The organism is Micromonospora sp. NPDC002411 (assembly GCF_053592955.1).
This window is the reverse complement of sequence record NZ_JBSFBM010000067.1, coordinates 1-22,581: the sequence shown is the minus strand read 5'-3', so window position 1 is coordinate 22,581 and position 22,581 is coordinate 1. Positions and strand designations below refer to the sequence as shown.

Annotated in this window: 18 protein-coding genes; 7 read left to right on the top strand and 11 right to left on the bottom strand. The window is 68.8% G+C overall.

The genetic code is table 11. The features are described from left to right. The 4 genes from ACWCO3_RS11190 to ACWCO3_RS11175 form a co-directional block, all read right to left on the bottom strand. Positions 1-737, bottom strand: a 737-nt coding sequence (locus ACWCO3_RS11190; protein WP_450009680.1) for a carbohydrate ABC transporter permease, incomplete at its 3' end; no start/stop codon positions are given. Between the two features lie 76 nt (positions 738-813). Then, entirely contained in the window at positions 814-2,121 is a 1,308-nt protein-coding gene (locus ACWCO3_RS11185) for an ABC transporter substrate-binding protein (RefSeq protein WP_450009678.1), read from the bottom strand. 136 nt (positions 2,122-2,257) lie between these two features. Further along, on the bottom strand, positions 2,258-4,435 hold the full coding sequence (locus ACWCO3_RS11180; protein WP_450009676.1) for an alpha/beta hydrolase: 2,178 nt from the start codon (positions 4,433-4,435) through the stop codon (positions 2,258-2,260). Positions 4,436-4,535: 100 nt separating this feature from the next. Continuing rightward, a complete protein-coding gene (locus ACWCO3_RS11175) occupies positions 4,536-5,528 on the bottom strand; it encodes a LacI family DNA-binding transcriptional regulator (RefSeq protein WP_358051013.1) in 993 nt (330 codons plus the stop codon). A gap of 644 nt (positions 5,529-6,172) precedes the next feature. Here ACWCO3_RS11175 and arfA point away from each other — a divergent pair. After that, positions 6,173-7,681: an arabinosylfuranosidase ArfA gene (gene arfA, locus ACWCO3_RS11170; protein ID WP_145780293.1), complete on the top strand. Its 1,509-nt coding sequence runs from the start codon at positions 6,173-6,175 to the stop codon at positions 7,679-7,681. A 46-nt stretch (positions 7,682-7,727) separates the two neighbouring features. On the opposite strand, the gene ACWCO3_RS11165 is transcribed toward arfA, so the two are convergent. The 7 genes from ACWCO3_RS11165 to ACWCO3_RS11135 all read right to left on the bottom strand — a co-directional run bounded on the left by ACWCO3_RS11165 (position 7,728) and on the right by ACWCO3_RS11135 (position 16,579). After that, complete coding sequence (locus ACWCO3_RS11165; RefSeq protein ID WP_450009674.1) at positions 7,728-9,302, bottom strand: alpha/beta hydrolase-fold protein; 1,575 nt, start codon at positions 9,300-9,302, stop codon at positions 7,728-7,730. 315 nt (positions 9,303-9,617) lie between these two features. Further along, positions 9,618-11,135, bottom strand: coding sequence for an aldehyde dehydrogenase (NADP(+)) (locus tag ACWCO3_RS11160; RefSeq protein ID WP_450009672.1), 1,518 nt, complete (start codon positions 11,133-11,135; stop codon positions 9,618-9,620). Further along, positions 11,132-12,343 (bottom strand): fumarylacetoacetate hydrolase family protein, encoded by a 1,212-nt coding sequence (locus ACWCO3_RS11155; protein ID WP_145780290.1) that lies wholly within the window; start codon positions 12,341-12,343, stop codon positions 11,132-11,134. The genes ACWCO3_RS11160 and ACWCO3_RS11155 overlap by 4 nt, the downstream gene beginning before the upstream one ends. Continuing rightward, positions 12,340-13,521 (bottom strand): mandelate racemase/muconate lactonizing enzyme family protein, encoded by a 1,182-nt coding sequence (locus ACWCO3_RS11150; RefSeq protein WP_354879666.1) that lies wholly within the window; start codon positions 13,519-13,521, stop codon positions 12,340-12,342. The genes ACWCO3_RS11155 and ACWCO3_RS11150 overlap by 4 nt, the downstream gene beginning before the upstream one ends. An 8-nt stretch (positions 13,522-13,529) precedes the next feature. Further along, on the bottom strand, positions 13,530-14,360 hold the full coding sequence (locus ACWCO3_RS11145; protein WP_357928501.1) for a carbohydrate ABC transporter permease: 831 nt from the start codon (positions 14,358-14,360) through the stop codon (positions 13,530-13,532). Next, on the bottom strand, positions 14,357-15,310 hold the full coding sequence (locus ACWCO3_RS11140) for a carbohydrate ABC transporter permease (protein WP_357928504.1): 954 nt from the start codon (positions 15,308-15,310) through the stop codon (positions 14,357-14,359). Before ACWCO3_RS11140 ends, ACWCO3_RS11145 begins: the two co-directional genes overlap by 4 nt. A gap of 75 nt (positions 15,311-15,385) precedes the next feature. Further along, positions 15,386-16,579 (bottom strand): ABC transporter substrate-binding protein, encoded by a 1,194-nt coding sequence (locus tag ACWCO3_RS11135; RefSeq protein ID WP_167524819.1) that lies wholly within the window; start codon positions 16,577-16,579, stop codon positions 15,386-15,388. Positions 16,580-16,797: 218 nt separating this feature from the next. On the opposite strand from ACWCO3_RS11135, the gene ACWCO3_RS11130 reads away from it, so the two are divergent. The 6 genes from ACWCO3_RS11130 (at position 16,798) to ACWCO3_RS11105 (ending at position 22,282) form a co-directional block, all read left to right on the top strand. Continuing rightward, on the top strand, positions 16,798-17,607 hold the full coding sequence (locus tag ACWCO3_RS11130; RefSeq protein ID WP_145780285.1) for an IclR family transcriptional regulator: 810 nt from the start codon (positions 16,798-16,800) through the stop codon (positions 17,605-17,607). Positions 17,608-17,737: 130 nt separating this feature from the next. Next, entirely contained in the window at positions 17,738-18,751 is a 1,014-nt protein-coding gene (locus tag ACWCO3_RS11125; RefSeq protein ID WP_357928508.1) for a hypothetical protein, read from the top strand. 225 nt (positions 18,752-18,976) lie between these two features. After that, entirely contained in the window at positions 18,977-19,777 is an 801-nt protein-coding gene (locus tag ACWCO3_RS11120) for a hypothetical protein (RefSeq protein WP_450009667.1), read from the top strand. Positions 19,778-19,789: 12 nt separating this feature from the next. Further along, entirely contained in the window at positions 19,790-20,074 is a 285-nt protein-coding gene (locus tag ACWCO3_RS11115; protein ID WP_358164811.1) for a hypothetical protein, read from the top strand. A 113-nt stretch (positions 20,075-20,187) separates the two neighbouring features. Further along, positions 20,188-20,934: a phosphotransferase family protein gene (locus tag ACWCO3_RS11110; protein ID WP_450009664.1), complete on the top strand. Its 747-nt coding sequence runs from the start codon at positions 20,188-20,190 to the stop codon at positions 20,932-20,934. Between the two features lie 109 nt (positions 20,935-21,043). Continuing rightward, the gene (locus tag ACWCO3_RS11105) at positions 21,044-22,282 is read left to right on the top strand and encodes an MFS transporter (protein WP_450009662.1); all 1,239 of its coding nucleotides are present in this window, start codon (positions 21,044-21,046) and stop codon (positions 22,280-22,282) included. The last annotated feature ends 299 nt before the right edge of the window (positions 22,283-22,581 follow it).

Genomic DNA, 22,581 nt, shown 5'->3' with positions numbered 1-22,581 from the left:
AACTGCAGGGTGCCGATGAGCGAGAAGACCAGGATCAGGATCAGCGCGGGCGCGATCAGCGGGATCTTGATCCGCGTCGCGATCTGCCACCGCCCGGCGCCGTCCATCCGGGCGGCCTCGTAGAGGGTGGGGTCGACGCCCTGCAACGCCGCGTACAGGATGATCATGTAGTAGCCGGCCCACTGCCAGGTGACGACGTTGAGCAGGCCATAGAAGATCAGGTCACTGCTCAGGAAGTCCGGTGCTGTGGCGCCGAACAGGCCGAAGATGTCGGTGAGCGGGCCGAAGCCCTTGCTGTAGAGGAACCCCCACATCACGGCTCCGATGACCGTCGGAATCGCGTACGGCAGGAAGATCATCAGGCGGGAGAAGCGAGCGAACAGCGTGGTCACCGCGTCCAGGATGAGCGCCATCGCGAGCGCGAGGACGATCTGGATCGGGATGGACACGAGCGAGAAGCGGATGACGAACCACGCCCCGGAGAGGAAGCTCGGGTCGGTGAACGCCTTCACGTAGTTGTCGAAGAGGACGAAGCTGGTGCCGCCGATCAGCTTCTTCTGGAAGAGGCTGAGATACAGCGCGTACGCCAGCGGCGCGATGAGGAACGCCAGGAAGACGATCCCGAACGGCCCGACGAAGAGCCAGCCCATCAGGTGCTCGCGGAGGTGTACCTTGCCACGGATCTTGCGTGTCTCGTTACGAGCACGCGGTGCGCTCTTCTCGGTCAGGAGTGTCATTGTGGTCTCCGGGACGTGGACGCCGAGGGTCGAGGGTGGGCCGCCCGCCCGTTGACGGCGCGGCCCACCCGTCAGGTCACTGAACGGTGAAGCCTTGTTCCTTGGCGTACTTCGCCACGTCCTCCTGGATCCGGTCGGCAGCCTGCGAACCGGTGATGGACCCCTTGATGACCTCGCTGACCTGCTTCGTCATGGCGTCGAGGTAGTACTGGCCGAAGGGGGCGTACGCGACGCCCTTGTAGGCGTCCGCGGCGGGGACGTAGACCTCCTTGTTCGCCTGCTGGCCGTCGAAGAACGGCACCTTCAGGTCGATGAACGCGGGGTCCTTGAGAGCCGTGAGGTTGAGCGGGAAGATGATCTGGTTGGTCCAGCCGTCGGTGAGCGACTCCTTGTCGGCGTAGAGCCCGTAGGCGGCCTTCGCCGCCAACTCCGGCTTCTTGGACTGTTTGGTCACCGAGAACGCCGACCCGCCCCAGTTCACCTGCACCGGGTTGGCCTCGTCCCACTGCGGCAGCGGCGCCACCGCGAACTTGCCGGTGTCCTGGCCCTTGCCGACGCCCGCGCCCGTCAGATAGCCCGGCGCCCACGCCGCCGAGATGTACGTCGCGTAGTTACCGTTGATCACGCCGGAGATGTACTCCGGAGTGAACTGGTCCTGCGTCCCGACCAGGCCCTTCTTGGCGAGGCCGCCCCAGTAGTCCAGCACGTCCTTGGACGCCTGGTCGTTGAGCTTCACACCGATCGACTTCGGCTGCGCCGGGTCGACGGTGAAAGGCGCGGCGCCCTTCTGGATCTGGAGCGCCATCAGGACCGCCGGGACGTTCGCGCCGAGGTCCCCGAACAGCGGGCCACCGGCATCCTTGACCTTCTGCGCGGTCTGCTCGTACTCCGCCCAGGTCTTCGGTGGGGTGATCTTGTACTTGTCGAAGATGTCCTTGCGGTAGATCATGCCCATCGGGCCACCGTCGACCGGGACGCCGTAGACCGCGTCGCCGACCGACACGTCCTTCCAGGCACCCTCGCTGTAGTTGGCCTTCACCGCGTCGTAGCCGTACTTCTTGATGTCGACGAGCGCGCCCTGGATCTGGAAGGTCGGGATCCGGTCCGCCTCGACCATGATCACGTCGGGTGCGCCGGTGCCCGCCGAGATGGCCGTCTGGAACTTGTCGTACTCGTCGCCGCCCTGCCCGACGTTGGTCCAGCAGACCTGCACCTCGTTGTTCTGCTTGTTGAAGTTGTCGACGACGAGTTGGGTGTTCGGGTACCACCCCCACATCGTCACGACCGGCAGGTCCTTCTTCGTGATGGTGTTCGTGCAGTTGCTCGCATCATTTCCGCCCTCGTCGCCGGAGCAGGCGACGAGGCCGGTCCCGACCGCGAGCATGGCAACCGTGGCGAGTATCCGTCTTCTCTTCATTGAGGTGGTTCCCTTCGGGGTGGCGGTGCGGAGGCATCCGGGCACTGGCGGGCGCCACCGGGGGCGGGAAACCCGCTCCCGGTGGCGTCGCCTGGAACGGCTCCTAGCGCTTGAACAGACGGGGCGCCAGGTCGATGAGGTTCTTCTGCCACACGTCCCAACCGTGTGGCCCGGGGGTCACCCCGTCGAACTCGTAGCGGATACCGAGGTTGTCCAACGTGGTCAGCGACGCTATGAAGCTCGGGTACACGAAGTCGGTCTGGTCACCCACGTACAGGCGCAGCATCCTGGTGCCGTTGTTGATCGCCTCCACGTCGACGCCGGTGCCGCTGCCGAACCCGGCCGAGAAGGCCGCGACGTAGGCGAACTGCCCGGGGTACGCCCGCAGCACGCCGAACGCCTGACCGCCGCCCATCGACAGACCGGCGAGCGCCTGCTGGGACGGGTCGCTGGAGACGTGGTAGCGGGCACGGGCCGTGGGAACGATGTTCTCCAACAGCTCCCGGTTGAAGTTGGACGAGTTGCCGTTGCCCATCACGACCACCATGGGCACCAGGTCACCGTCGAGGAACTGGTGGTCGAGGATCTGCTTGGCGCGTCCCATCTCGACCCAGTCCGTGTAGTTCTGCCCACCGCCGTGCTGGAGGTAGAGGACTGGGTACGGCTCGGCACGACCCGGGTCGTACCCGGGTGGGGTCCACACCAGCGCCGTGCGGTCCTGGCCTGCCACGGTGCTGGTGTAGGTCATGCTCTCGACCTTCCCGCCCTGGCCGGCGGGGACGTCCGACAGCAGTCGGGCTCCCGGCCCCGGGATGAAGAAGGTGCTCCACATCGGTTCGGTGGTCACCTTCGTCGGGTTCGAGGTGTCCTTGAACGGAACCCGGTCCACGATCAGCCGGTAGTAGTAGAACCAGGGCTTGAGAGGGCCCAGTGTCGCCCGCCACCGGTCACCGTCACGGGCCAGTGGCACACGCAGCCAACTGCCACCCGGAGCGATGTTCGCCCAGACCGTGACGTGCTGGGCGTCGGCGAAGGCGGTGGTGGTCTCGAAGGTGACGAAGCCGTCCTCGCTGACGAAGGGCGTCGGGGTGGTGCCCGCCGGCGGCGGGTTGAACTCCCCCTTCAGCTGCCCGTGACCGGGGCTCGGCCCGTGGTCCGACACATGCCGGAACAGCCTCGGCACGAAGTCGACCAGATTCTCCTGCCAGGTGTCCCAGTTCGCGCCACCGTCCGGGTTGACCCCGTCCGACTCGAACCTGACATCGGCCCGACCCAACGCCTTCGCCAGCCGGTAGGTGGCGTTGTGCGCCGGATCGGTCACGTTGCCCGTGTAGAGACGCAGCAGCTTGACGGTGCGGTTGACCGCCTTGGCGTCCTTCCGGTCGACGTCCGGGACCGACCGACCCGAGAACCAGCCGACGTAGCCGAACTGAGCCGGCTTGGCCAACGCCGCCTTCACCGCCACCGTCGCGCCGTCGGACACTCCGGCAATCGCCTGGTGGGCCGGATCGCGGAGGACCCGGTAGTTGTCGGCGACCGCCTTGCGTAGGTCCTTCAGCTCCTTGTCGCCCGAGTCGTCGGTGATCACGACCACCATCGGCCGTATGGTGCCCGCGGCCGAGAGGTTGTCGAGGATCTGCCTGGTCCGTCCGAGATCGAGCCAGTCGGTGGCGGCCACGCCGTCACCCGACTGCAGGTAGAGCGCCGGGTAGGCCTTCGGGCCCTTGGCCGCGTACTCCGGTGGTGTCCAGACCAGGGCGGACCGTTGCCCGGCCCTGGTCCGGTAGGTCAGCGTCCCGACCTCACCGCCGGTGCCGGGTGGCGCGTCGACCAACCACCGTGCCGAGTCACCCGCGACGAAGAAGGTGCTCAGCAGCGGGTCGGACGCCACACTCGTGTCGTTCGTCGGGTCCTTGATGCTCTTGGTGTCGTCGGCGGTGAACTGGTAGTGGTACAGCCCCGGCTCGAGTGCGCCGAGAACGCCGGACCACACGTCACCACGGCGGGTCAACCCGAACTCCGCCGTGGCCGAGGACGGGCCGAAGTTGCCCTCCACCACGACCTGCGACACCGTGCCCAGCTGCTCCTGGACGTAGGCGGCCGGGACGGTGAACGACGCGTAGCGATCCGGGGAGACGGTCAGCCACGGGGTGTCGGCCGCCGCCGCCGGTTGCGGTGCGAGCAGTACCGCTGCGACGGCGATGACTCCGGCGGTGAGGGCCGCCGAGAGCCGACGCCCACCCAGCCGGCGTAAGCGCCCATGGTACGGTTCGGTTGTCACGCTCCACTCCTCTCTGCGCCGGCAGCGGATGCGACCCGACTGGCCGGCTCGATGCACTGGTGGATCTAGCCGTGGTTCTGCGTTGACACCTCCTTCACCGTCATGCCAAGGTGCTCTTCGGTGGCGCGGTCGAGCTGCGGACCACGAGGCTGGTCGGAAGCACTATCCGGTGCGGCCCCTCCCACTCGCCGGTCACCAGGGACTTCAGCATCCGCGCGGCTTCGTATCCCAGCTGGTACATCGACTGGTCCACAGTGGTCAGTCCTGGTGCCGTCGACGCCGACTCCGGGATGTTGTCGAACCCGACGACGGACAGGTCCGCGGGGACGGAGACTCCCAACTCCCTGGCGACCTCCAGGGCCTTGAGGGCCATCCCGTCGCTCGCCGCGAAGATCGCTGTTGGCGGCTCCACCTGTTGCAGGAGAGCCCGCGCCAGCGGAACCGCCGACTCGGGGTTGAAGTCACCTCGGCCGATCAACGTCGGATCGACCGGGACGCCGGCGGCGGTCAGCGCGGCGCGGTAGCCCTCCTCACGGGACCAGGCCGCCTCCAGGCTGGACCGACCCGCGATGAAGCCGATGCGCCGGTGGCCCAGAGCGAGCAGGTGCTCGACGGCCGTGGTGGCGCCCGCTAGGTTGTCGGCCATCACCGAGGGCCCCGTCGTGCCCCTCGCCGGGTCGATGGCCACCACTGGCGTGCGGCTCTGCACCTCACCCCAGGGCGTGACCACGATGCACCCGTCGGTCAGGGTGCCCGAGAGGCGGGTCAGGTGCCGCCGCTCCCAGCCCTCCGAGTAGGACCCATAAAGGTCGCTGTTGGCGTAGACGATCAGGTCGAAGCCCGAGCGGCTCAGCGCCTTCATCGCCCCCTTGAGCACCTCGGCGGTGTACGACTGGAAGCTGTGCGTCACGAGGCCGAGGACATTCGTGCGGCTGCGCCGGAGGCTCGTGGCGACCAGGCTCGACTCGTAACCGAGTTGCTCGATGGTCGAGCGGACGTGGGCCACCGTGTTGGCGCTGACGCCGTAATGGCCGTTGACCACCCGCGAAACAGTCGCTGTGGAAACGCCGGCAACCCGAGCAACATCACTCATTGTCACGGGCGCATTGACCTCGGTCATGCCGCTCCCTCTGGACTGCAATCGTTATCGGTTACGTTTCCAGGGTGTTGCCAACGTAACGGACAAGTATTACGAACACAAGGCCTCTTCACCCTCGCGCCGACCGTCCTACCAGGACGACTACACGGTCATGGACACGCGTTCGCCAAGACCGTGGGCACGCTAACAACTATTGCCTCCGGCGACCGGCGACTGCGTCGTCGGGCACCGTGGTTCGACCCCCGTCGACATCGAGACGCCACCTCCCCGTCGGGACCATTCCGCAGCGGCGGCGAGGCGGAAACGACGAGATTGCGGCATCGACGATCGACCGGCGCGCACTGACACCAGACGCCCGACCCGGGCCGGGGCGCCGTGGGGCGGACCGCCGGCGCAGATATTGATCATGGACATCGGATTCCCTACTGTAAACGTGATCGGTAACGTTTACATAGATCAAGAACGTAATCGGCGATCATCATGTTGTCCAGAGCTCGCACTGACCCCACCACCCCCGGGTCCGCGTCGCGACGTCCACGTCACGGCGGGATCCCGCACGAAGGGAGCCAGCCCTGAACACCCACCTCGACGGAGCGCCGGAACCACCGTCCGGCACCGACAGTCCACTCCCCTACCGTCTGAGCCTCGACCCGCGCCGACGCGTCGCGCCGGTGCCACGGCGGCTCTTCGGCTCGTTCGTGGAGCACCTGGGACGCTGCGTCTACACCGGCCTCTACGAGCCGGGGCATCCGACGGCCGACGCGGACGGCTTCCGGCACGACGTCCTCGCGCTCGTTCGGGAACTGGGCGTCACCACGGTCCGCTATCCGGGCGGCAACTTCGTCTCCTCCTACCGCTGGGAGGACGGCGTCGGCCCGGTCGACCAACGGCCCGCCAGGCTGGACCTCGCCTGGCACAGCCTGGAGACCAACGAGTTCGGGCTGGACGAGTTCATGCGCTGGGTCGGCAAGGCGGACGTCGACCCGATCATGGCGGTCAACCTCGGCACCCGAGGCACCGCCGAGGCCGTCGACCTGCTCGAGTACGCCAACCACCGCGGCGGCAGTCACCTCGCCGACCAGCGGCGGAACAACGGCACCACCGATCCGTACGGGATCAAGCTGTGGTGCCTCGGCAACGAGATGGACGGCCCGTGGCAGGTGGGTCAGCGAAGCGCCACCGAGTACGGGCGGCTCGCGTCGCAGACCGCGAAGGCCATGCGCCGCTTCGATCCCGACCTCGAACTCGTCGCCTGCGGCTCGTCACACCTCGGCATGCCGACGTTCGGCGCCTGGGAGCGTGACGTGCTCACCGAGGCGTACGACGACGTCGACCTGATCTCGTTGCACGCCTACTACCAGCCGGTCGACGACGACCTGGCCAGTTTCCTCGCCTCCGCCGAGGACATGGACCGGTACATCGACGCCGTCACCGCCATCGCCGACTCCGTCGGGGCGATCCGCAGGTCGACCAAGAAGATCATGATCGCCTTCGACGAGTGGAACGTCTGGTACCAGTCCGCCGCTCCCTCCAACCCGCCGAGCGGCGAGGACTGGCCGGTCGCCCCACCCCTGCTGGAGGACCACTACAGCGTGGCCGACGCGGTGGTCGTCGGCGGGCTGCTGATCAGCCTGCTCCGGCACAGCGACCGGGTGACCGCAGCCTGCCAGGCTCAACTGGTCAACGTGATCGCACCGATCATGACCGAACCGGGCGGTCCGGCCTGGCGACAGACCATCTTCCACCCCTTCGCCCGGACCGCCCGGCACGCCCAGGGAGCCGTGCTCGACGTGCTCCGCGACGGCAGTACGACGTCCACCGACCGCTTCGGCGAGATCGACGCTGTCGACGCGGTCTCCACCTGGGACGACAACACCGGTGAGATGACCGTGTTCCTGGTCAACCGCGTCGTCACCACCCCGGCCGAGGTGACAGTGGATGTCACCGGCGCCCGGCTGGCCGGCATCATCGAGTGCGTCACCGTCGGCGGCACCGACCTGCACGCCAAGAACACGGCCGACGGTCCGGACCACGCCGAGCCGCGCCCCAACGGCACGGCCCGCAGCGCCGACACGGGCGTCCAGCTGACCCTCCCGCCCGCGTCCTGGACGATGCTGCGGCTCCGGGCCACCGATGTGACCACCTGATCGGCTGACGAACCACCCCGGCCGCGAGTTCGCCGTCGAGCCGGGGTTACCGGGCGTCGACCGGGGAGCTGTGGGAACCGTTGAAGAGCCTGTCGCCGCGGTATCGAGCGACCACCGGAGCATCGAGTTCGCCATGGAGGGTCTTCCTCAGCCGTGCGACACCGTTGTGCACCGGGGCCGACCCGAGGTGCGTGTCGCCGGCGGAGAACTCGACAGTGCCGGAGGGCGCGGAGGTGCTGGTGCTGACGGCACCGACCGTCGCGGTGGCGGTGACAGTGGTGTGGTGCGAGGCGCCCACGGGTGCCGCCGTGACGTCGAGGCCCGTCGTCGTGGCGCGGAACGTCAGGGTACGCAGGTAGTGATTGAGCAGCGGGCGCCAGACGTGCCAGGTGTGCACGCCCGGCACGTTGTACTCGTCCAGCTCGACACCGGCGGCCTGCAGGGCGGCGGCGTTGCGCTGCGAGTTCTCGGCGATGTTGCCCAGACGGTCCTGGAGCCCGGTGCCGATCATGATCCCGCCGGTCACCGCCTTCATGCCGTCGATCTGCGTCGGGGTGGCGGCCGGGCCGCCCGCGCTCCAGGCGGCGTGGTAGCCGAACAGGTCGGTGTGGTTGTACATGATGGTGTACGCCCGACTGCCGCCGGCCGAGAAGCCACCGAACGCCCGGTCCTGCGCGCGGGTGGAAACGTGGTAGTTCTGCTCGACGAACGGGAAAATGTTGTTCCGCAGCTCGTCGACGTAGCCCTCGTTGCCGCCGGGCAGGCCGTTGAAGTCGGTGGAGACGATCACCATCGGCTGCGCCGCCCGATCCTTGATCGCGTTCTCCAGGATGAGGTGGGCGACGCCCTGCATCGTCCAGGCCGTGGAGTGGTCACCACTGCCGTGGCTCAGGTAGAGGGTCGGGTACGGCTCGGCCCGGTCGGGGTCGTAGCCGTGCGGCGTGTAGACGACGATGTCGTGCACTCCGGCCGGGTTGGTGGACAGCGGCGAGGTGTACCGCCGGGACTCCAACCGGCCGATCCGGGCGACCGGCGCCTGGTAACCGGTGTCGTAGGTCGGAAACTTCCTGCTGGTCGGCACGTAGATCGTGCTGCGTACCGCGCCGGGCGCTCCCGGGTACTGCGGCTGGATCTGCCACCGGTTCGCCGGGTCGTCGTGCAGGGTGCAGCCGGTGCCGAGTTCATTGGCGCAGTCGTGGGTGAACGCGTAGCGGAAGGTGCCCGCCGGCAGCGGCGTGGTGAACGTCCACACCCCGTCGGGGCCCTTCCGCATGGGCAGGATGTGCCACGGGGTGGCCGCAACGTCGCCAGGCTGCCACTCGGTGGGCGGCCGGGCGTCGCCGCAGTCCTGACACGGGATGTTCTCCGGTCGGGAGAAGAACCAGTCGCCGTACACGTGGACCTGCTGGACGTCGTCGGGCGCCCGGTACCGGAAGGTCACCGCGTACCCGGTCGGCGGTTTGTCGGTGCGGGTGACGGTCGGGCCCAGCGGCGCCGGCGGTGCGGCCGACGCCGCGGGAACCGCTACCGTTCCGGCCGCGACGGTGGCGGCGGCGAGCAGTGCGATCGCCAGCCGACGGCTCGGCGTCGACGTCGGGGGACGGGATGTGGCGACGGACATGTTTCCTGCTCCCTCTTCGGCGTGTGGTCAGACCGCACCGAGCAGTCGACCAACCATTCGATGGTGAGGTGAACGGATACCAGGAACGGGCGATGTCGCTATGCGAGCGCTAACATCTGGCCCTGTCCAGAACAAAACCACGAAATACGATGACGGTCAATGACACTTTTTGCCTTGCGCAACGAAGGCAATTGAGGGCACAGTTCAGCGACACCAGGGCGACCGGCACGAATCCATCCGGGATCAATTCGTGAAACTGCTCGCCGGCCGACCTGGCACCACCGAAGAACCGTGCGGGAACGACCTACCTCGCGACTATTCCCCCTTCGATTCCAGCCTCCCGTCCACTCGACGTGGAATGGCGGCGTACTCGTCTCGAAGCTCCTCGGGGAGGATCCACTCCGGGGCGTCCTGCCATGCCAGTGGGCGCAGGAACCGCCGGATCGCCGTGGCCCCCACCGAGGTGTGTACGGCGTTGGTCGACGGCCAGGGTCCGCCGTGGTGCTGGGCCCAGGAGACCCGGACACCGGTGGGGTACCCGTCGAAGACGATGCGGCCGGCGCGCGCGGCGAACACGTCGACGAGCCGGCGTACCACAGCGGTCTCATCGGCGGGTCCACTGTGGATCGCGCCGGTCAGCGACGGTGGGACGGTCGCCAGGGCGGCGTCGAGTTCGGTGACGTCGCGATACCGGACCACGATCAGCAGCGGGCCGAAGCACTCGTCGGCGATCTCGGTCGTCAGGTCCGGCAGACCGACCTCCAGCAGCGTCGGCGCGACGGTGAAGCCCTCGCCTGGCTCGACCTGGGGTCGCGCCGCGACCCGAGCGCCGGCGCGTTCGAACGCCGCCGCCTGCTTCTCGTAGGCGTCCCGGATGCGCTCGTTCAACAGAACCGCGCCCACCGCCGAGGCGACCCGCTCCCGCAGCGCGTCGACCAACTGGTCACCGGCCGGGTCGGACGGGACGAACGCCAGGCCGGGCTTGGTGCACAGCTGACCGCCCGACGCCGTGAAGGAGGTGAACAGGCCCTCGGCGATCCGGTCGCTCCGGTCCACGGCCGCCCCGGGCAGGACGACGATCGGGTTCACGCTGCTCAGCTCGGCGTAGAGGGGAATCGGATCGGGCCGTTCGTCGATGGCCGCCTGGATGGCACGGGCGGCCCCGACGGAGCCCGTCAGGGCGGCCGCGCGGATCGCCGGGTGACGCACCAACGACCGGCCCGCCTGCTCCCCGTACACGATGCCAATCACGCCGTCGGGGCCACCCAGGTCGCGGATGGCCGACTCGATCGCGTCGGCGGAGGCGTGCGCCGTCAGCGGGTGCGACGGGTGGGCCTTCAGGACGGTGGGGCACCCCGCGGCGAGCGCGGCGGCGGTGTCGCCCCCAGCGACCGAGAAGGCGAACGGGAAGTTGCTGGCCCCGAACACGGCAACCGGTCCGAGGGGTACGAGCATCCGTCGCAGGTCCGGACCGGGCCCGATGGGGGTGTCGGCGGCGTGGTCGATGGCCGCCTCAAGGTACGCCCCGTCGCGCAACACGTCGCCGAACATCCGGAACTGCCACACCGCCCGGGTGAGTTCCCCGTCGAGCCGCGCGGTGCTGAGCCCGGTCTCGGCCTCGGCGGCCGCGACCAGGTCTGCGCGCCGGGACTCCAGGGACGCGGCGACGCGATCGAGCATGTCCGCCCTGCCGAGTCTCCCCAGCCCGGACAGCCACTGCGCAGCTCGGGACGCCTGGTCGGCGATGGCCTCCAGCCGAGACTCGTCCGTCTCGCTGAGATCCGTCGAGCGCCGCCGGCCGTCGCGTGGGTCGACAGTGATGACCACGTTCACAGCAGTCCTCTCCTCACCAGATTGCCCATCAGATCGCGGACGCCGAAGTGCCAGGGCTCGCACTCCTCCGCGTGCCACACCCGGTTGACCAGGGTGCCGAGCGCCGGGCAGCTGATCCGCACCACGTCGTCCACCTTGTGGGTGAAGCCCTCACCGGGGCGGTCCCGGTCCTGGATCGGCGCGAACATGGTGCCGAGCATCAGGGCGGCCCCGTCCGGATACTGGTGGTGCGGGCCGATCAACTGCCGCACCAGTTCCTCCGGGTCACGCGACATCCGCGTCATCTCCGAGACCGCCTCCAGCAGGAAGCCGTCCACGCCGCTGACCTCCACGCTGACCTCAAGTTCGCGCACCTGGGCCATCCCGAACCGCTCGTCGAAGAGCCGGATCAGGGGACCGAGGGCGCAGGAGGCGTTGTTGTCCTTCGCCAGCGGAAGCAGCAGGGCCGAGCGGCCCTCCACGTCCCGCAGGTTCACGTCGTTGCCGAGGGTGGCGCCGACGATCCGCCCGGTGGACGCGACGATGAGGGTGACCTCGGGTTCCGGGTTGTTCCAGGTCGACGCGGCGAGCACCCCGACCGGAACGGCGGTGCCGACGGCGGAGAGGACCTGCCCCTTGGTGAAGATCTCGGCGTCCGGGCCGATCCCCACCTCCAGGTACTGACTCCACATGCCCTCGGCGACCAGCAGGCTCTTGAGCCGGTCCGCCTCCACCGAACCCGGCGCCAGGCTGTGCAGGTCGACGCCGACGTCGGCGAGCATCCGGTGGCGGATGTCCGCGGCGAGGGCCAGATCTCCGCGCGCACGCTCCTCGATGACGCGTTCGATCATCGAGATGGGGAAGGTGACCCCGGCGGCCTTGAGCACCTGAAGGTCGACCGGGGCCAGCAACCAGGGCCGGGTACGGTCCCGGGTCGCGGCCTCCGTGTTGGCCAGGATCTCCCCGAAGTCGCCGACCGTCGGCCCGTCGAGCCCGGCGACCACCGCGGCGGGATCGGGCAGTTCGCAGATGTCCCGGACGGTCGGGAACCGACGACTGACGTCGATGACCATGCCGTCGCGGACGGTCACCGGAGTCGGACCGTCGACGGACGGATCCCAGATGCGGCCGACGAGCACACTGGTGTCGGCATCGTCCGGCAGCGCCTCGGCGGCCGTACCGGACCACCCCGCGTCCAGGGCCGCCCCCCGGGGCCGTGGCACCGTCATGAGCCACTCTCCAGGTTGAAGAAGGACCGCTCGTCCCGAGGGCGGATGTCGTAGACGGCGTCCTCGAACATCCGCAGCGGATGCGGTGTGAACGGATGCTGCTCGATCGCGGCGAGGTCCAGCTCGATGCCCAGTCCGACCCCGGTCGGGATCAACACGTCTCCGTCGGCGGTCAGCACCAGCCGCTCGTTGGTGATGTCGGGACGCCAGGGGACGTCCGTCGCCATGATCTCCAGATACCTGAAGTTCGGCAGTGTCGCCCCGAGTTGCAGCGTCGCGGCCGTGCTGAGCGGGCCGCTGGGGTTGTGCGGCGCGAACCCGACGTAGCTGGTCGCGGCGAGCGTCGAGATGAAGGCCAGCTCGGCGATCCCGCCGGCGTGCGTCACATCGGGTTGGACGAAGTCGACAGCCTGACGGGCCAGCGCCGGCGCGAAGCCCTGCCGGCCGTACCACCGCTCCCCCGCCGCGATCGGCACGGGCGACGAACGGCGGATGTCGACAAGCGCGTCGAGGTTGTCCGGTGGGCAGGGCTCCTCGAACCACACCGGGTCGAACTGGGCGATCTCCGTCGCCACCTTGATGGCGTGCCGGACGTCGAAGCGACCGTGCCCCTCGACGAACAGTTCGACGTCACGCCCCACCGCGCCACGCACCGCGTCGATCTGGGCGAGCACCCGGTCCAACTGCTGGGTGGTGATGGTGAGGTCGTAGTTCTCGAACGGGTCCCACTTGAGGCCGCGGAAGCCGGACTCCACGGTCCTGCGCGCCGCCGCCGCGTAGTCCTCCGGCGTGACGGCGCCGGAGAACCAACCGTTCGCGTACGCCCGTACCCGGTCCCTTGTCGCGCCGCCGAGGAGTCGGGAGACCGGAACGCCGAGGTCCCGCGCCGAGATGTCCCACAGGGCCATCTCGAACGAACTCAGCGCGGTCATGACGACCGGTCCGCCGCGCCAGTACCAGTTGCGGGCCAGCTCGTAGAGGGTCTTCGAGATGCTGGTGGGGTCCAGGCCGACTACCGCTTCGGCCAGCTCCGCGATCGCGCCCTGGACGGCCCGTTCCTTGCCTTCCAGGGTTGCCTCACCGAGCCCGACGATCCCCTCGTCGGTGTGCACGCGCACGATGACGAGATTCGTACGGTAGAAGTCGACGACCACCGTGTCGACGGAGACGATCTTCATTTTTCGGCTCAACCCTTCACCGCACCGGCGGTCATGCCGGACACCACGTACTTCTGGACCAGGAGGTAGAAGGCGACGGCCGGCAGCGTGAACAGGAAGGCGACGGCCATCACCGTCTGGATCGGCGTACCCAGTTCGCCGATGAAGTTCGCGATGCCGACGGACGCCGGTTGCAGGTCCGGGTTGAAGATGAACGTCACCGCGAACACGTACTCGTTCCAGGCGTGGAAGAAGGCGATGACCGCTGTCGCCGCGATCGACGGGGCGATCAACGGCACGTTGATGCGGGTCAGTGTGGTGAAGGGTCGGGCGCCGTCGGCACGGGCCGCCTCCTCCAACTCCTTCGGGATGCCGTCGATCGCACCCTTGAGGATCAACGCGACGATCGGCAGGACGAAGGCCGAGTTCACCAGGACCAGGCCAGTCAGTGAGTCGAGCAGGTCGAAGCGGCGGAACAGTGCGAACAGCGGCACGACCATGAGCGCCTCGGGAAGCATCTGCGTGAACAGCAGGACGACGGTCAGCGCCGCCTTGCCCCAGAACGAGAACCGGGACAGCGCGTAGCCGAGCGGGATACCGAGGCCGACGGAGAGGACCATCGTGCCCACTGCGATGACCAGGCTGTTGAGCAGCCACCCAGCCGCCTTGCCCTCGGCCAGCGCGTCGACGAACACCCCGAACTGACCGAGGTCCGGCGTGAGCCGGGGCCGGTCGGCGAAGAGGTCACTGTTGCTCGACAACGCCGTGACGAACATCCAGTACAGCGGGAAGACCGCGATGCCCAGCACGACGAGTACAGCCACGATCCGCGCGGTGACACCGAATCGGAAGCGCCTCATCGGACGTCCCCCTTCTCCACAGCACGCCCGACCAGTCGGCTGCCGATGATGACAATGAGCGAGATGACGACGCCGACCATGCCGATGGCCGCCGCCGATCCGAGTTCCTTCGAGTCGAAGGCCTGCGAGTAGAGGTCGATGACGAGCGTCTCGGTGGCACCCACCGGCCCGCCCTTTGTCATCAGCCAGATGAGTTCGAACCGGCGCAGCGACCAGATGGTCATCAGCATGGCCAGCAGGCCCACGGTCGGCTTGATGACCTGCCAGGTGACGGCGCGGAAGGTCGCCCACCGTCCGGCGCCGTCCACGCTGGCGGCCTCGTTGAGCTCCTGGGGTACGGACTGCAGTGCGGAGAGCAGCACCACGGACGTGAACGGGAACAGCTGCCAGATGGTCGTCGCGAGCACCGCCGGAAGCGCGTAGCGGGAGCTATCCAGGATGGCGCCGCCCGGCACGCCGAGACCCACCGCGTCGAGGAAGCGGTTCACGATCCCGTACTGCGCGTTGAGCATCCAGGTGGCGATGAGCGCGACGGCGATGCCGGGAGCGGCCCAGGGAACGGTCACCAGCGCACGCGCCACACCACGGCCCCGGAAGTTCTTGTTGAGCAGGAGCGCGACGCCGAGCCCGGCGCCGATCGCGCCGACGACGCAGGCGACGACGTAGACGAAGGTGATCAGCAGGGTGCGGTGGAAGTCGGGGTCACCGAAGATGCGGTTGAAGTTCTCCAGCCCGACCCACTCGCTGCGGGTGGGGTTGAGCAGCCGCGTCCTGGTGAAGCTGAGGTACACCTCCTGGGCGAGTGGTACCGCCTGGAAGACGAATATGAACAGCGCGGCGGGAGCCAGGAACAGGTACGGCGTCCACCTGCTGCCCAGTGGGCTGGGTCCACGTCGCCCTCTGGGCCGGCGGGATGTCTCTGGTGCCCCGGTCTGCTCGAGCACAGTCATCGGATTCGATCCTTCTGGGAGAGGACGCTGCCGGCGCGAAGGGCCGCGCGCCGGCAGCGTCGCCTGGTCGACCGGTCAGCGGACCAGATCGGTCGCCTGCTGCTGGGCGCGGTCCAGCGCCGACTTCAGGTCGGCCTTGCCCTGCAACGCCGCGATCACGTTCTGCACGACCACCTTGCGGATGTCCGGCGTCTTGGCCTCGAACCCAAGGACGATCTGCGGCAGGCTGGTGTCGGTGAGACCGTCGAAGACGGGGAGGAACGGGGTCGCCTTGAGCGATTCGGCGCTGCGCTGCGTGGTGGTGGCGACGCTGCTCGCGCCGAGGATCTCCTGCAGCTTCACCTGGTTCTGCGGCTCCAGCGCCCACTTGATGAAGGTGGCCGCCTCGTCCTTGCCCTCGCTCGCCTCGTTGATCACGATCGGCGCCAAGATCGCGCCCTGCTTGCGCACCGGGAACGGAATCGGCGCGACGGTGAAGTTCAGCTTCGCGTTCTGCCCACGCGTCGCGGTCACGTATCCACCGTTGTTGAGCTCCATCCCGACCTTGCCCTCGGCGAACATCCGCCGGAACGTCGCGGCGTCGGCACCACGCGGGATGACGTTGGCGTCGTACAGGTCCTTGTACGCCTGCAGGCCCTTGAGGTTCTCCGCTGAGTTGATCGTCAGGTTCTTGCCGTCGGACCACGCGCCGCCGAAGCCGTAGACGTAGTTGAAGATGTCCTGCCACACGCCGGCCTCTTCGGCCTCCGTCTGGCGGAACGCCAGGCCGTAGACGTCACCCTTGGTCAGCGACTTCGCGGTGGAGGTGAACTGCTCGTAGGTGGTCGGCGGCGTCGGGATCAGGTCCGCGTTGTAGAACATCGCGTAGTTCGACGCCTCGAAAATGAAACCGTGCCGGACACCGTCGTGGACCATGAACTGGTCCGGCTGCTTGAGCAGGTCGTACTTACCGGCGTCGATCATCTTGTCGAGCGGTGCGACGAGACCGGCGTCCGAGGCGGCCTCGAACTCGGGCATGTCGAAGCGGACCAGGTCGGGGCCCTTGCCGCTGCCCATCTGGGTGAGCACCGTCTGACCGAAGGTCGGGTACGGCACCGCGGCGGCGGAGACCTGGACCTTGTCCTGACTGCTGTTGAACTCGTCGAGCCACTTCGTCAACTGGGGCCCACGGCCGGGGTCGCCGAAAGTCGAGGCGGCGAAGGTCAGTTTGGTGACGCCGTCACTTGAGCCACCGTCGGAGCCGCAGCCGGTCAGGAGCGCGGCAACCATTCCGAGGGCACATGTCGCACCGGTAATGCCGAAACGAGCGCGTCGATTACCCATAGTTACTCCACTGTTACGAGTCAGCGTCGTACCGATTAAATTGCAACGATCGTAGCGTCATGTGCAACGGTGTCAAGTAGCGATTGCGCATCGCGTGAACTATATTGCGTAATACGCAATGGCAGCGGCGGCATCAGACCGGCGCAGCGAGGGGAGACAGGGCCTTGGCGCAATCGATTCGCCGCGCGATCGACCTCATCCGTCGATCGGCGGAGCACCCGCTGTCGCTCACCGAGGCGGCGGACGTGCTCGGCGTCCACAAGTCCACGGCCCTGCGGATTCTGCAGACACTGGAGGCCGCCCGCTTCGTACGCCGCACCGGCGCGGGCACCTATGTGCTCGGTAGCGGAGTCATCGAACTGTCCGAACTCGCGCTCGGCTCGATGGACCTGCGCCAGTTCGCAGCAGCGCACCTGCGGTCGCTGCAACGGGAGACCAGCCACACCGTGCACCTGGCGCAACTGACCGGTGACGAGATCATCTATATCGACAAGGTGGACAGCCCGGCGTTCGACGCCGTAAAGCTGCCGTCCCGGGTGGGACGCGCGGTGTCGATCTACGCGAGCGCCGTCGGTAAGACGATCCTGGCCTACCTGCCCTCGGCAGAGCGCGACCGTCTTCTCTCCCACGTCGTGTTCGAGAGGTTCACCGACACCACCTTCGCCGACCAGGAGTCCCTCGAAGCCGAACTCGCCCGCATCCGCGAGCAGGGCTGGGCCACCGACAACGGCGAACACGACGCCTACGTCAGGTGTATCGCCGCACCCGTCAGGGACTCACGGGGGCAGGTCATCGCCGCCGCATCGATGACGGCCATCGAGGTCATCGCCAGCCTCGACACGTTGAAGCAGGCACTTCCGCTCCTGCTGGAGACCGCGAACCAGATCTCGTCCGAGTGGGGATACACACCTCCGCCATCCGCCAGCGCGGACGACTCGGGTGACGGCGACCGATTGCTCAGCTCACCGCGCTGACCCGCCACCCACCCACCATCCGCCCCCACGAAGGTCACCGACGGGCGCCGACGTCCACGTCCCACCTCGCAATCGGGTTGTTCCGACCGGGTGCACGGGTGACCATGGTCCGCATGGCGGGAACCCGGGTGTGAGGTCACCACTTCAGGGCGGGATGCCGCTCAGGGACGCGGTGGTCGGCGCCGTCGTGGAGATCGCCTGCGACGAGTCCGGGTTCTCCGGCACCAACCTGCTGCGATCCACCGCTCCGGTGATCACGCACGCGAGTGTCGACCTGACCGTCGACGAAGCCGTCGCGCTCATCACCACGCTGCGGTCGGGCTTCCGGTTCTCACCACACGAACTCAAGTCGGGGCGGTTCCTGCGCGGCTCGGGTGCGGACGAGGCCCTGGGGTGGCTCCGGACCGAGTTGACCGGGCGTGCGAACGTCCACGTGATCGACAAGGAGTTCTTTCTCGTCACCCGGATCGTCGACCTCCTGCTGGTCGAGCCGTCGTACGCGGCGGGCACCCGCCTGGCGAGTGAACACCTTCCGGCCGCCATCGCCCTGCACGCCGCCAGACACTCGGCCGGAAACGACTGGGACGCCTTCCTGACCGCGTTCGTCGATTGTGTCCGGATGAAGCGGCGGCTACCGGTCCACCAGACGGTGCAGCGGTTCTTCGAGGCCCGCGACGCGCTGCTCCGACACCGCCTCGGCCCAGCGGCCGACGAGATCCTCGACAAGCTCAACCAGGACCACGTGCGGACCGTTCTGGCCAGGCTCGACAACGACGACCGGTCGGTCCCCCCACCGCTGGAACCGCTGCTGCCGGCGCTGGCGGAGACGGTCCTGTCCTGGAGCGGCGGACGGCGGCAGGTCCTGGTGACTCACGACGAGCAGAGCGCCCTGACAGCCGATCGGTTGACCCGCCTTCAGCGGGTGCTGGCCGACGGCAGCAGGTGGGCGGCGGGCACCGAACCGGCCGGGGCGTTGCCGGTGGGTGTGTCACCGCTCGCCGGGCTGGTGATGGTCGACTCCCGCGACGACCCGCGCGTCCAGGTCGCCGACCTCCTCGCCGGGGTGGCCCGACGGATGCCGGGGATCATCGACGACGCCCTCCGGCAGCCGCCCCCGACGCCATCACGCACCGCGCCTTGGTGATCTGGACCTGCTTGGCCGTCGCCATCAACCCACCACAGAGGAGTCCTTCCTCGTCCCTGGGCCGGTCACATATCGATGGGAGGTGTAGTCCGCGTCTTCCGGGGGCAAGAACCCGCGCATGGAACGAACGGCGGGAGGCAAGGGGCGACTGCTCGGCCAGCGGCACCGGACCGGAATACCGGCCCGAACGGAGTTGGCGACGCGACGTCCCGCAGCCCTCGCCCGATGCGTCTGACGCACAGTCTGCCCGCAGTGGCGCTCGGCGCGGCGGCAATCGGCGCGGCCCTGGGCGCCGACCCCGCCCACGCGCACCAGTCGACACCGTTGCCGTCGCCGACCGACCTGCGCCCGGCGCACGCCCCCACCTCGCCGAATATCGTCGAGGAGTTGTTGCCCCGCGTGGTCGAGTCACCCCTGGCCATCGCCCTACCGCTGCCGTCGGCCGTTCCTCTGCCGCTGCCCTCCGCCGTTCCCCTGCCGCTGCCGTCGTCCGTCCCGCTGCCGGCAGTCCCTCTGCCCTCGACGTCGGTGAAACCTCCCACCGCCATTCCTGACCTGCCCCGTACACCTCGCACGTCGCCGTCACCCACCTCCCGCGTCGCGTCCCCCGCCGCCTCCCCGGCTGCCCGCCCTGCCGCGCCGCCGCAGCCGTCGTCGGCGGCCGCGACGGTGACGGTGACGGTGTCCCGTGGCGACGTCCACGGCGCCGCCGGCAGCCGGACCCGGTCGGCCGACCCGCCGCCGGCGACGGTGGCCGCGGCAGCAGCGCCGACTCCGGGCCCGCCCGTCCGCCCCGACTCCGGTCCACCGGCGTTCGTGCTGGCGCTGGCCACCGCACCCAGCGGGTTCGGTGCCAGCGGTGTCGACGCGCCCACCTCGGCTGCCGAGCGTCCGCCACCCATCTCGCCGCCGTCCCGAGGGCTCACCGTGGCTGCCGTCGACATGCGGGCCACCAGCAGGCCCGTGGAGCGGGGCCCCCCACCGCCACAGCAACTCCTGATCACCCAGCCGCGTCCACGACGTTGATCAGGAGAGATCATGGAGATAGCTGTCATCTGGATCCCCGCCGACATCGAACCGTCGGAGCCTGCCGTCGCAGTGTGCCTGTCGCACCTTCGGCACCACGACTACCGGTTGAAGGGAATCGTCCGGGCACCCTGGGAGACCGTCGAACAGAGAATGATCGATGGTGAAGTGGACGTGGTCGTGATCGCCGACCTCGCCCACCTTCCGCCGGACCGGTCGCCCCGGATCGAGGTAGCCAGCGCTCCGGCGTCGACGAGCGGCGAGGACGGATCGGCCTCCGACACGCAGTCCGACTGACACGACCAAGCGCCCCGTCCACAGCGGACGGGGCGCTTCGTGCGGAGCAGCCGGTGTCCCGCCATCCGCAAAGTCCGGCGACATCGGCGACCATCGCCGCCAGGATGGCCGGTATGGACGAGGTCGAAGTCGTCGTCGCCCACCGGCAGCGCGCGACGCTACGCGTGGGCGACGTGTTCCTCAAGGTCGACGGAGATCTGGCGCACGCCGACGTCGAGGTACGGGCCATGGCCCTGGCACCGATACCGACCCCGGCGATCCTCTGGCACGAGCCGCCCGTGCTCGCGATCGCCGTCGTGCCCGGCAGGGCTCTCGGCCTCCTCGGCGAACCGTCTGCCGCGTCGCCGGAGGCGTGGGCCGCGGCGGGCGCAGCCATCCGCAGGCTGCACGACGCGCCGTTGCCGCCGTGGCCGGGGCGCAGGCTCGACGACGTGGCGGCGGAGCTCGACGGCCAGTGCGCGTGGCTGCTCGCCAACGCCGTTCTGCCTGCCGAGGTGATCCACCGCAATCGCGAGATCGCCGGAGCCGCGCTCCGGCCGTGGAAACCGGTGTTCATCCACGGCGACCTGCAGATCACCCACGTGTTCGTGGACGGCGACGAGGTCACCGGCGTCATCGACTGGTCCGAGGCCGCGCCCGGCGACGCCATGTTCGACCTCGCCATCGTGACGCTGGGGCACGAGGAACGCCTGGAAGACCTGCTTGCCGGCTACGGCACCGACGTGGACCGGGACGTGATCCGCGCCTGGTGGTCACTGCGCAGCCTGGTGGCCTCGCACTGGCTGATCGAGCACGGCTTCGATCCGGACGCGCCGGGATGCGAGTTCGACGTGCTCAGATCCCGGATGCGGGAGCCGTAGGCCACCTGGCGAGTCGCTCGGTGTTCCCCGAGGGCCGTCACCTCGCGCGCCCGAAGCCCCGTTGGCGGGGTCACCTGGACCCGCGTCAACCACAATGGTCAGTTCCATTATGAGACTTACTCCTTTCTGGCGCTGGTGGGGTGCCAGCACGACGAGTCACCTCGGCTCGGCGGTCGGCGGGGTGGCCCTGCCACTGACCGCACTGACCGTCCTCGACGCGTCAGCCTTCGACATGGGTCTGATCACGGCAGCCGGCTATCTCGCGTACCTCCTGATCAGCCTGCCGGCCGGGGTGGTCGTGCAGCGGGTGCCGCTGCGCGGCATGCAGGTGACCCTGGACCTGATCCGGGCCCTGGCCATCGCGTCCGTCCCCCTGGCCTGGTGGTTCGACGCCCTGACGGTGGCCCAACTGGTCGGGGTCGCACTGGTCGTGAGCTTCGCCAACGTGCTGTTCGACGTGGCCAACCAGACCTTCCTGCCGGAGGTCGTGCCCGCCACGCAGTTGCAGGCGCGCAACAGCCTCAACTCCGGCACCCACGCCGTCACCCAGTTGGGCGGGCCCTCCCTGGGCGGCCTCGCGGTGCAGGTGCTGGGTGCCGTGCCGACGCTGTTCGTGGACACCGTCAGCTATCTGGTCTCCGCCATGCTGCTGCGCACCCTCCCGGCCCGGCGGGTGCAGCGGCCGACCGAACGGCCACCGATGGTCACCATGATCCGGGAAGGCTGGCACTTCGTGCTCCGCCACCCGATCATCGGCCCGGCCATGTGGGACGCCACAGCGACGAACTTCGTCAGCGGCGCGATGCTCGCTCTCTTCCCGTTCTACCTGGTGCGTGAGCTGCACGCGCCGCCGGTCATGGTCGGCCTGCTGCTCGCCGCCGACGGCCTCGGCGCCCTCATCGGCGCCGCGCTCACCACCCGGTTCACCGATCGGTTCGGCACCGCACGCGGCCTGATCATCGCGGCCTTCGCCAGCGTGCCCGGCGCGCTCATCATCCCGCTCGGCACCGGTGCCGCCGGCTACCTCGCCTTCGCCGCCGGCAACGTCATCCTCGCCGTCTCCTCGGTGGTGCTCAGCGTGACCACCCGCACCTACCGGATGCTCGCCAGCCCGACGGAGCTCCTGTCCCGCGTGATCGCCACGGTCAAGTTCGTCTCTTGGGGCGCCATCCCGCTCGGCGGGCTGCTGGCCGGCGTCCTGGCCGGGCCACTGGGCGCGCGTACCACCCTGCTGCTCTTCGGGGCGCTCACCGTCCTGTCCCCGATCATCTATCTGTCGACCCCGATCCGTCGGATGCGCGACCTGCCGCTCGACACGGCGCTGAAACCTGTCGACGCCCGGGTGTGAACGGCGCGCGGACGCCGCGCTGCGGTGTCTGGTCCGCCGACCGACTGTGCCCGCGACGCACATCGGCCCCCTCGTTTGTCGATCGGGAGTCGGGTTGACTCGTCGGTGAGGTAGGCGGGCCCGGCCGGGCTCCACACGATGGGATGCGACATGGCGAAGTACCTGATCCTCATCCACGGCGACGAGCGGCAGTGGGCCGCGATGTCGCCGCAGGAGATGCAGGAGCGCGACGAGGCCCACGGCGCCTTCTGCGCCGCAGCCGGTTCGGCCGTCCTCGACGGCCAGCAGTTGGAGCCGGC

Excerpts from the sequence above, each read along its gene's own strand:
- ACWCO3_RS11185 (WP_450009678.1), bottom strand. The coding sequence starts at position 2,121 with ATGCTCGCGGTCGGGACCGGCCTCGTCGCCTGCTCCGGCGACGAGGGC.
- ACWCO3_RS11175 (WP_358051013.1), bottom strand. The coding sequence starts at position 5,528 with ATGAGTGATGTTGCTCGGGTTGCCGGCGTTTCCACAGCGACTGTTTCG.
- ACWCO3_RS11165 (WP_450009674.1), bottom strand. The coding sequence starts at position 9,302 with ATGTCCGTCGCCACATCCCGTCCCCCGACGTCGACGCCGAGCCGTCGG.
- ACWCO3_RS11155 (WP_145780290.1), bottom strand. The coding sequence starts at position 12,343 with ATGACGGTGCCACGGCCCCGGGGGGCGGCCCTGGACGCGGGGTGGTCC.
- ACWCO3_RS11150 (WP_354879666.1), bottom strand. The coding sequence starts at position 13,521 with ATGAAGATCGTCTCCGTCGACACGGTGGTCGTCGACTTCTACCGTACG.
- ACWCO3_RS11145 (WP_357928501.1), bottom strand. The coding sequence starts at position 14,360 with ATGAGGCGCTTCCGATTCGGTGTCACCGCGCGGATCGTGGCTGTACTC.
- ACWCO3_RS11140 (WP_357928504.1), bottom strand. The coding sequence starts at position 15,310 with ATGACTGTGCTCGAGCAGACCGGGGCACCAGAGACATCCCGCCGGCCC.
- ACWCO3_RS11135 (WP_167524819.1), bottom strand. The coding sequence starts at position 16,579 with ATGGTTGCCGCGCTCCTGACCGGCTGCGGCTCCGACGGTGGCTCAAGT.
- ACWCO3_RS11120 (WP_450009667.1), top strand. The coding sequence starts at position 18,977 with ATGCGTCTGACGCACAGTCTGCCCGCAGTGGCGCTCGGCGCGGCGGCA.
- ACWCO3_RS11115 (WP_358164811.1), top strand. The coding sequence starts at position 19,790 with ATGGAGATAGCTGTCATCTGGATCCCCGCCGACATCGAACCGTCGGAG.
- ACWCO3_RS11110 (WP_450009664.1), top strand. The coding sequence starts at position 20,188 with ATGGACGAGGTCGAAGTCGTCGTCGCCCACCGGCAGCGCGCGACGCTA.
- ACWCO3_RS11105 (WP_450009662.1), top strand. The coding sequence starts at position 21,044 with ATGAGACTTACTCCTTTCTGGCGCTGGTGGGGTGCCAGCACGACGAGT.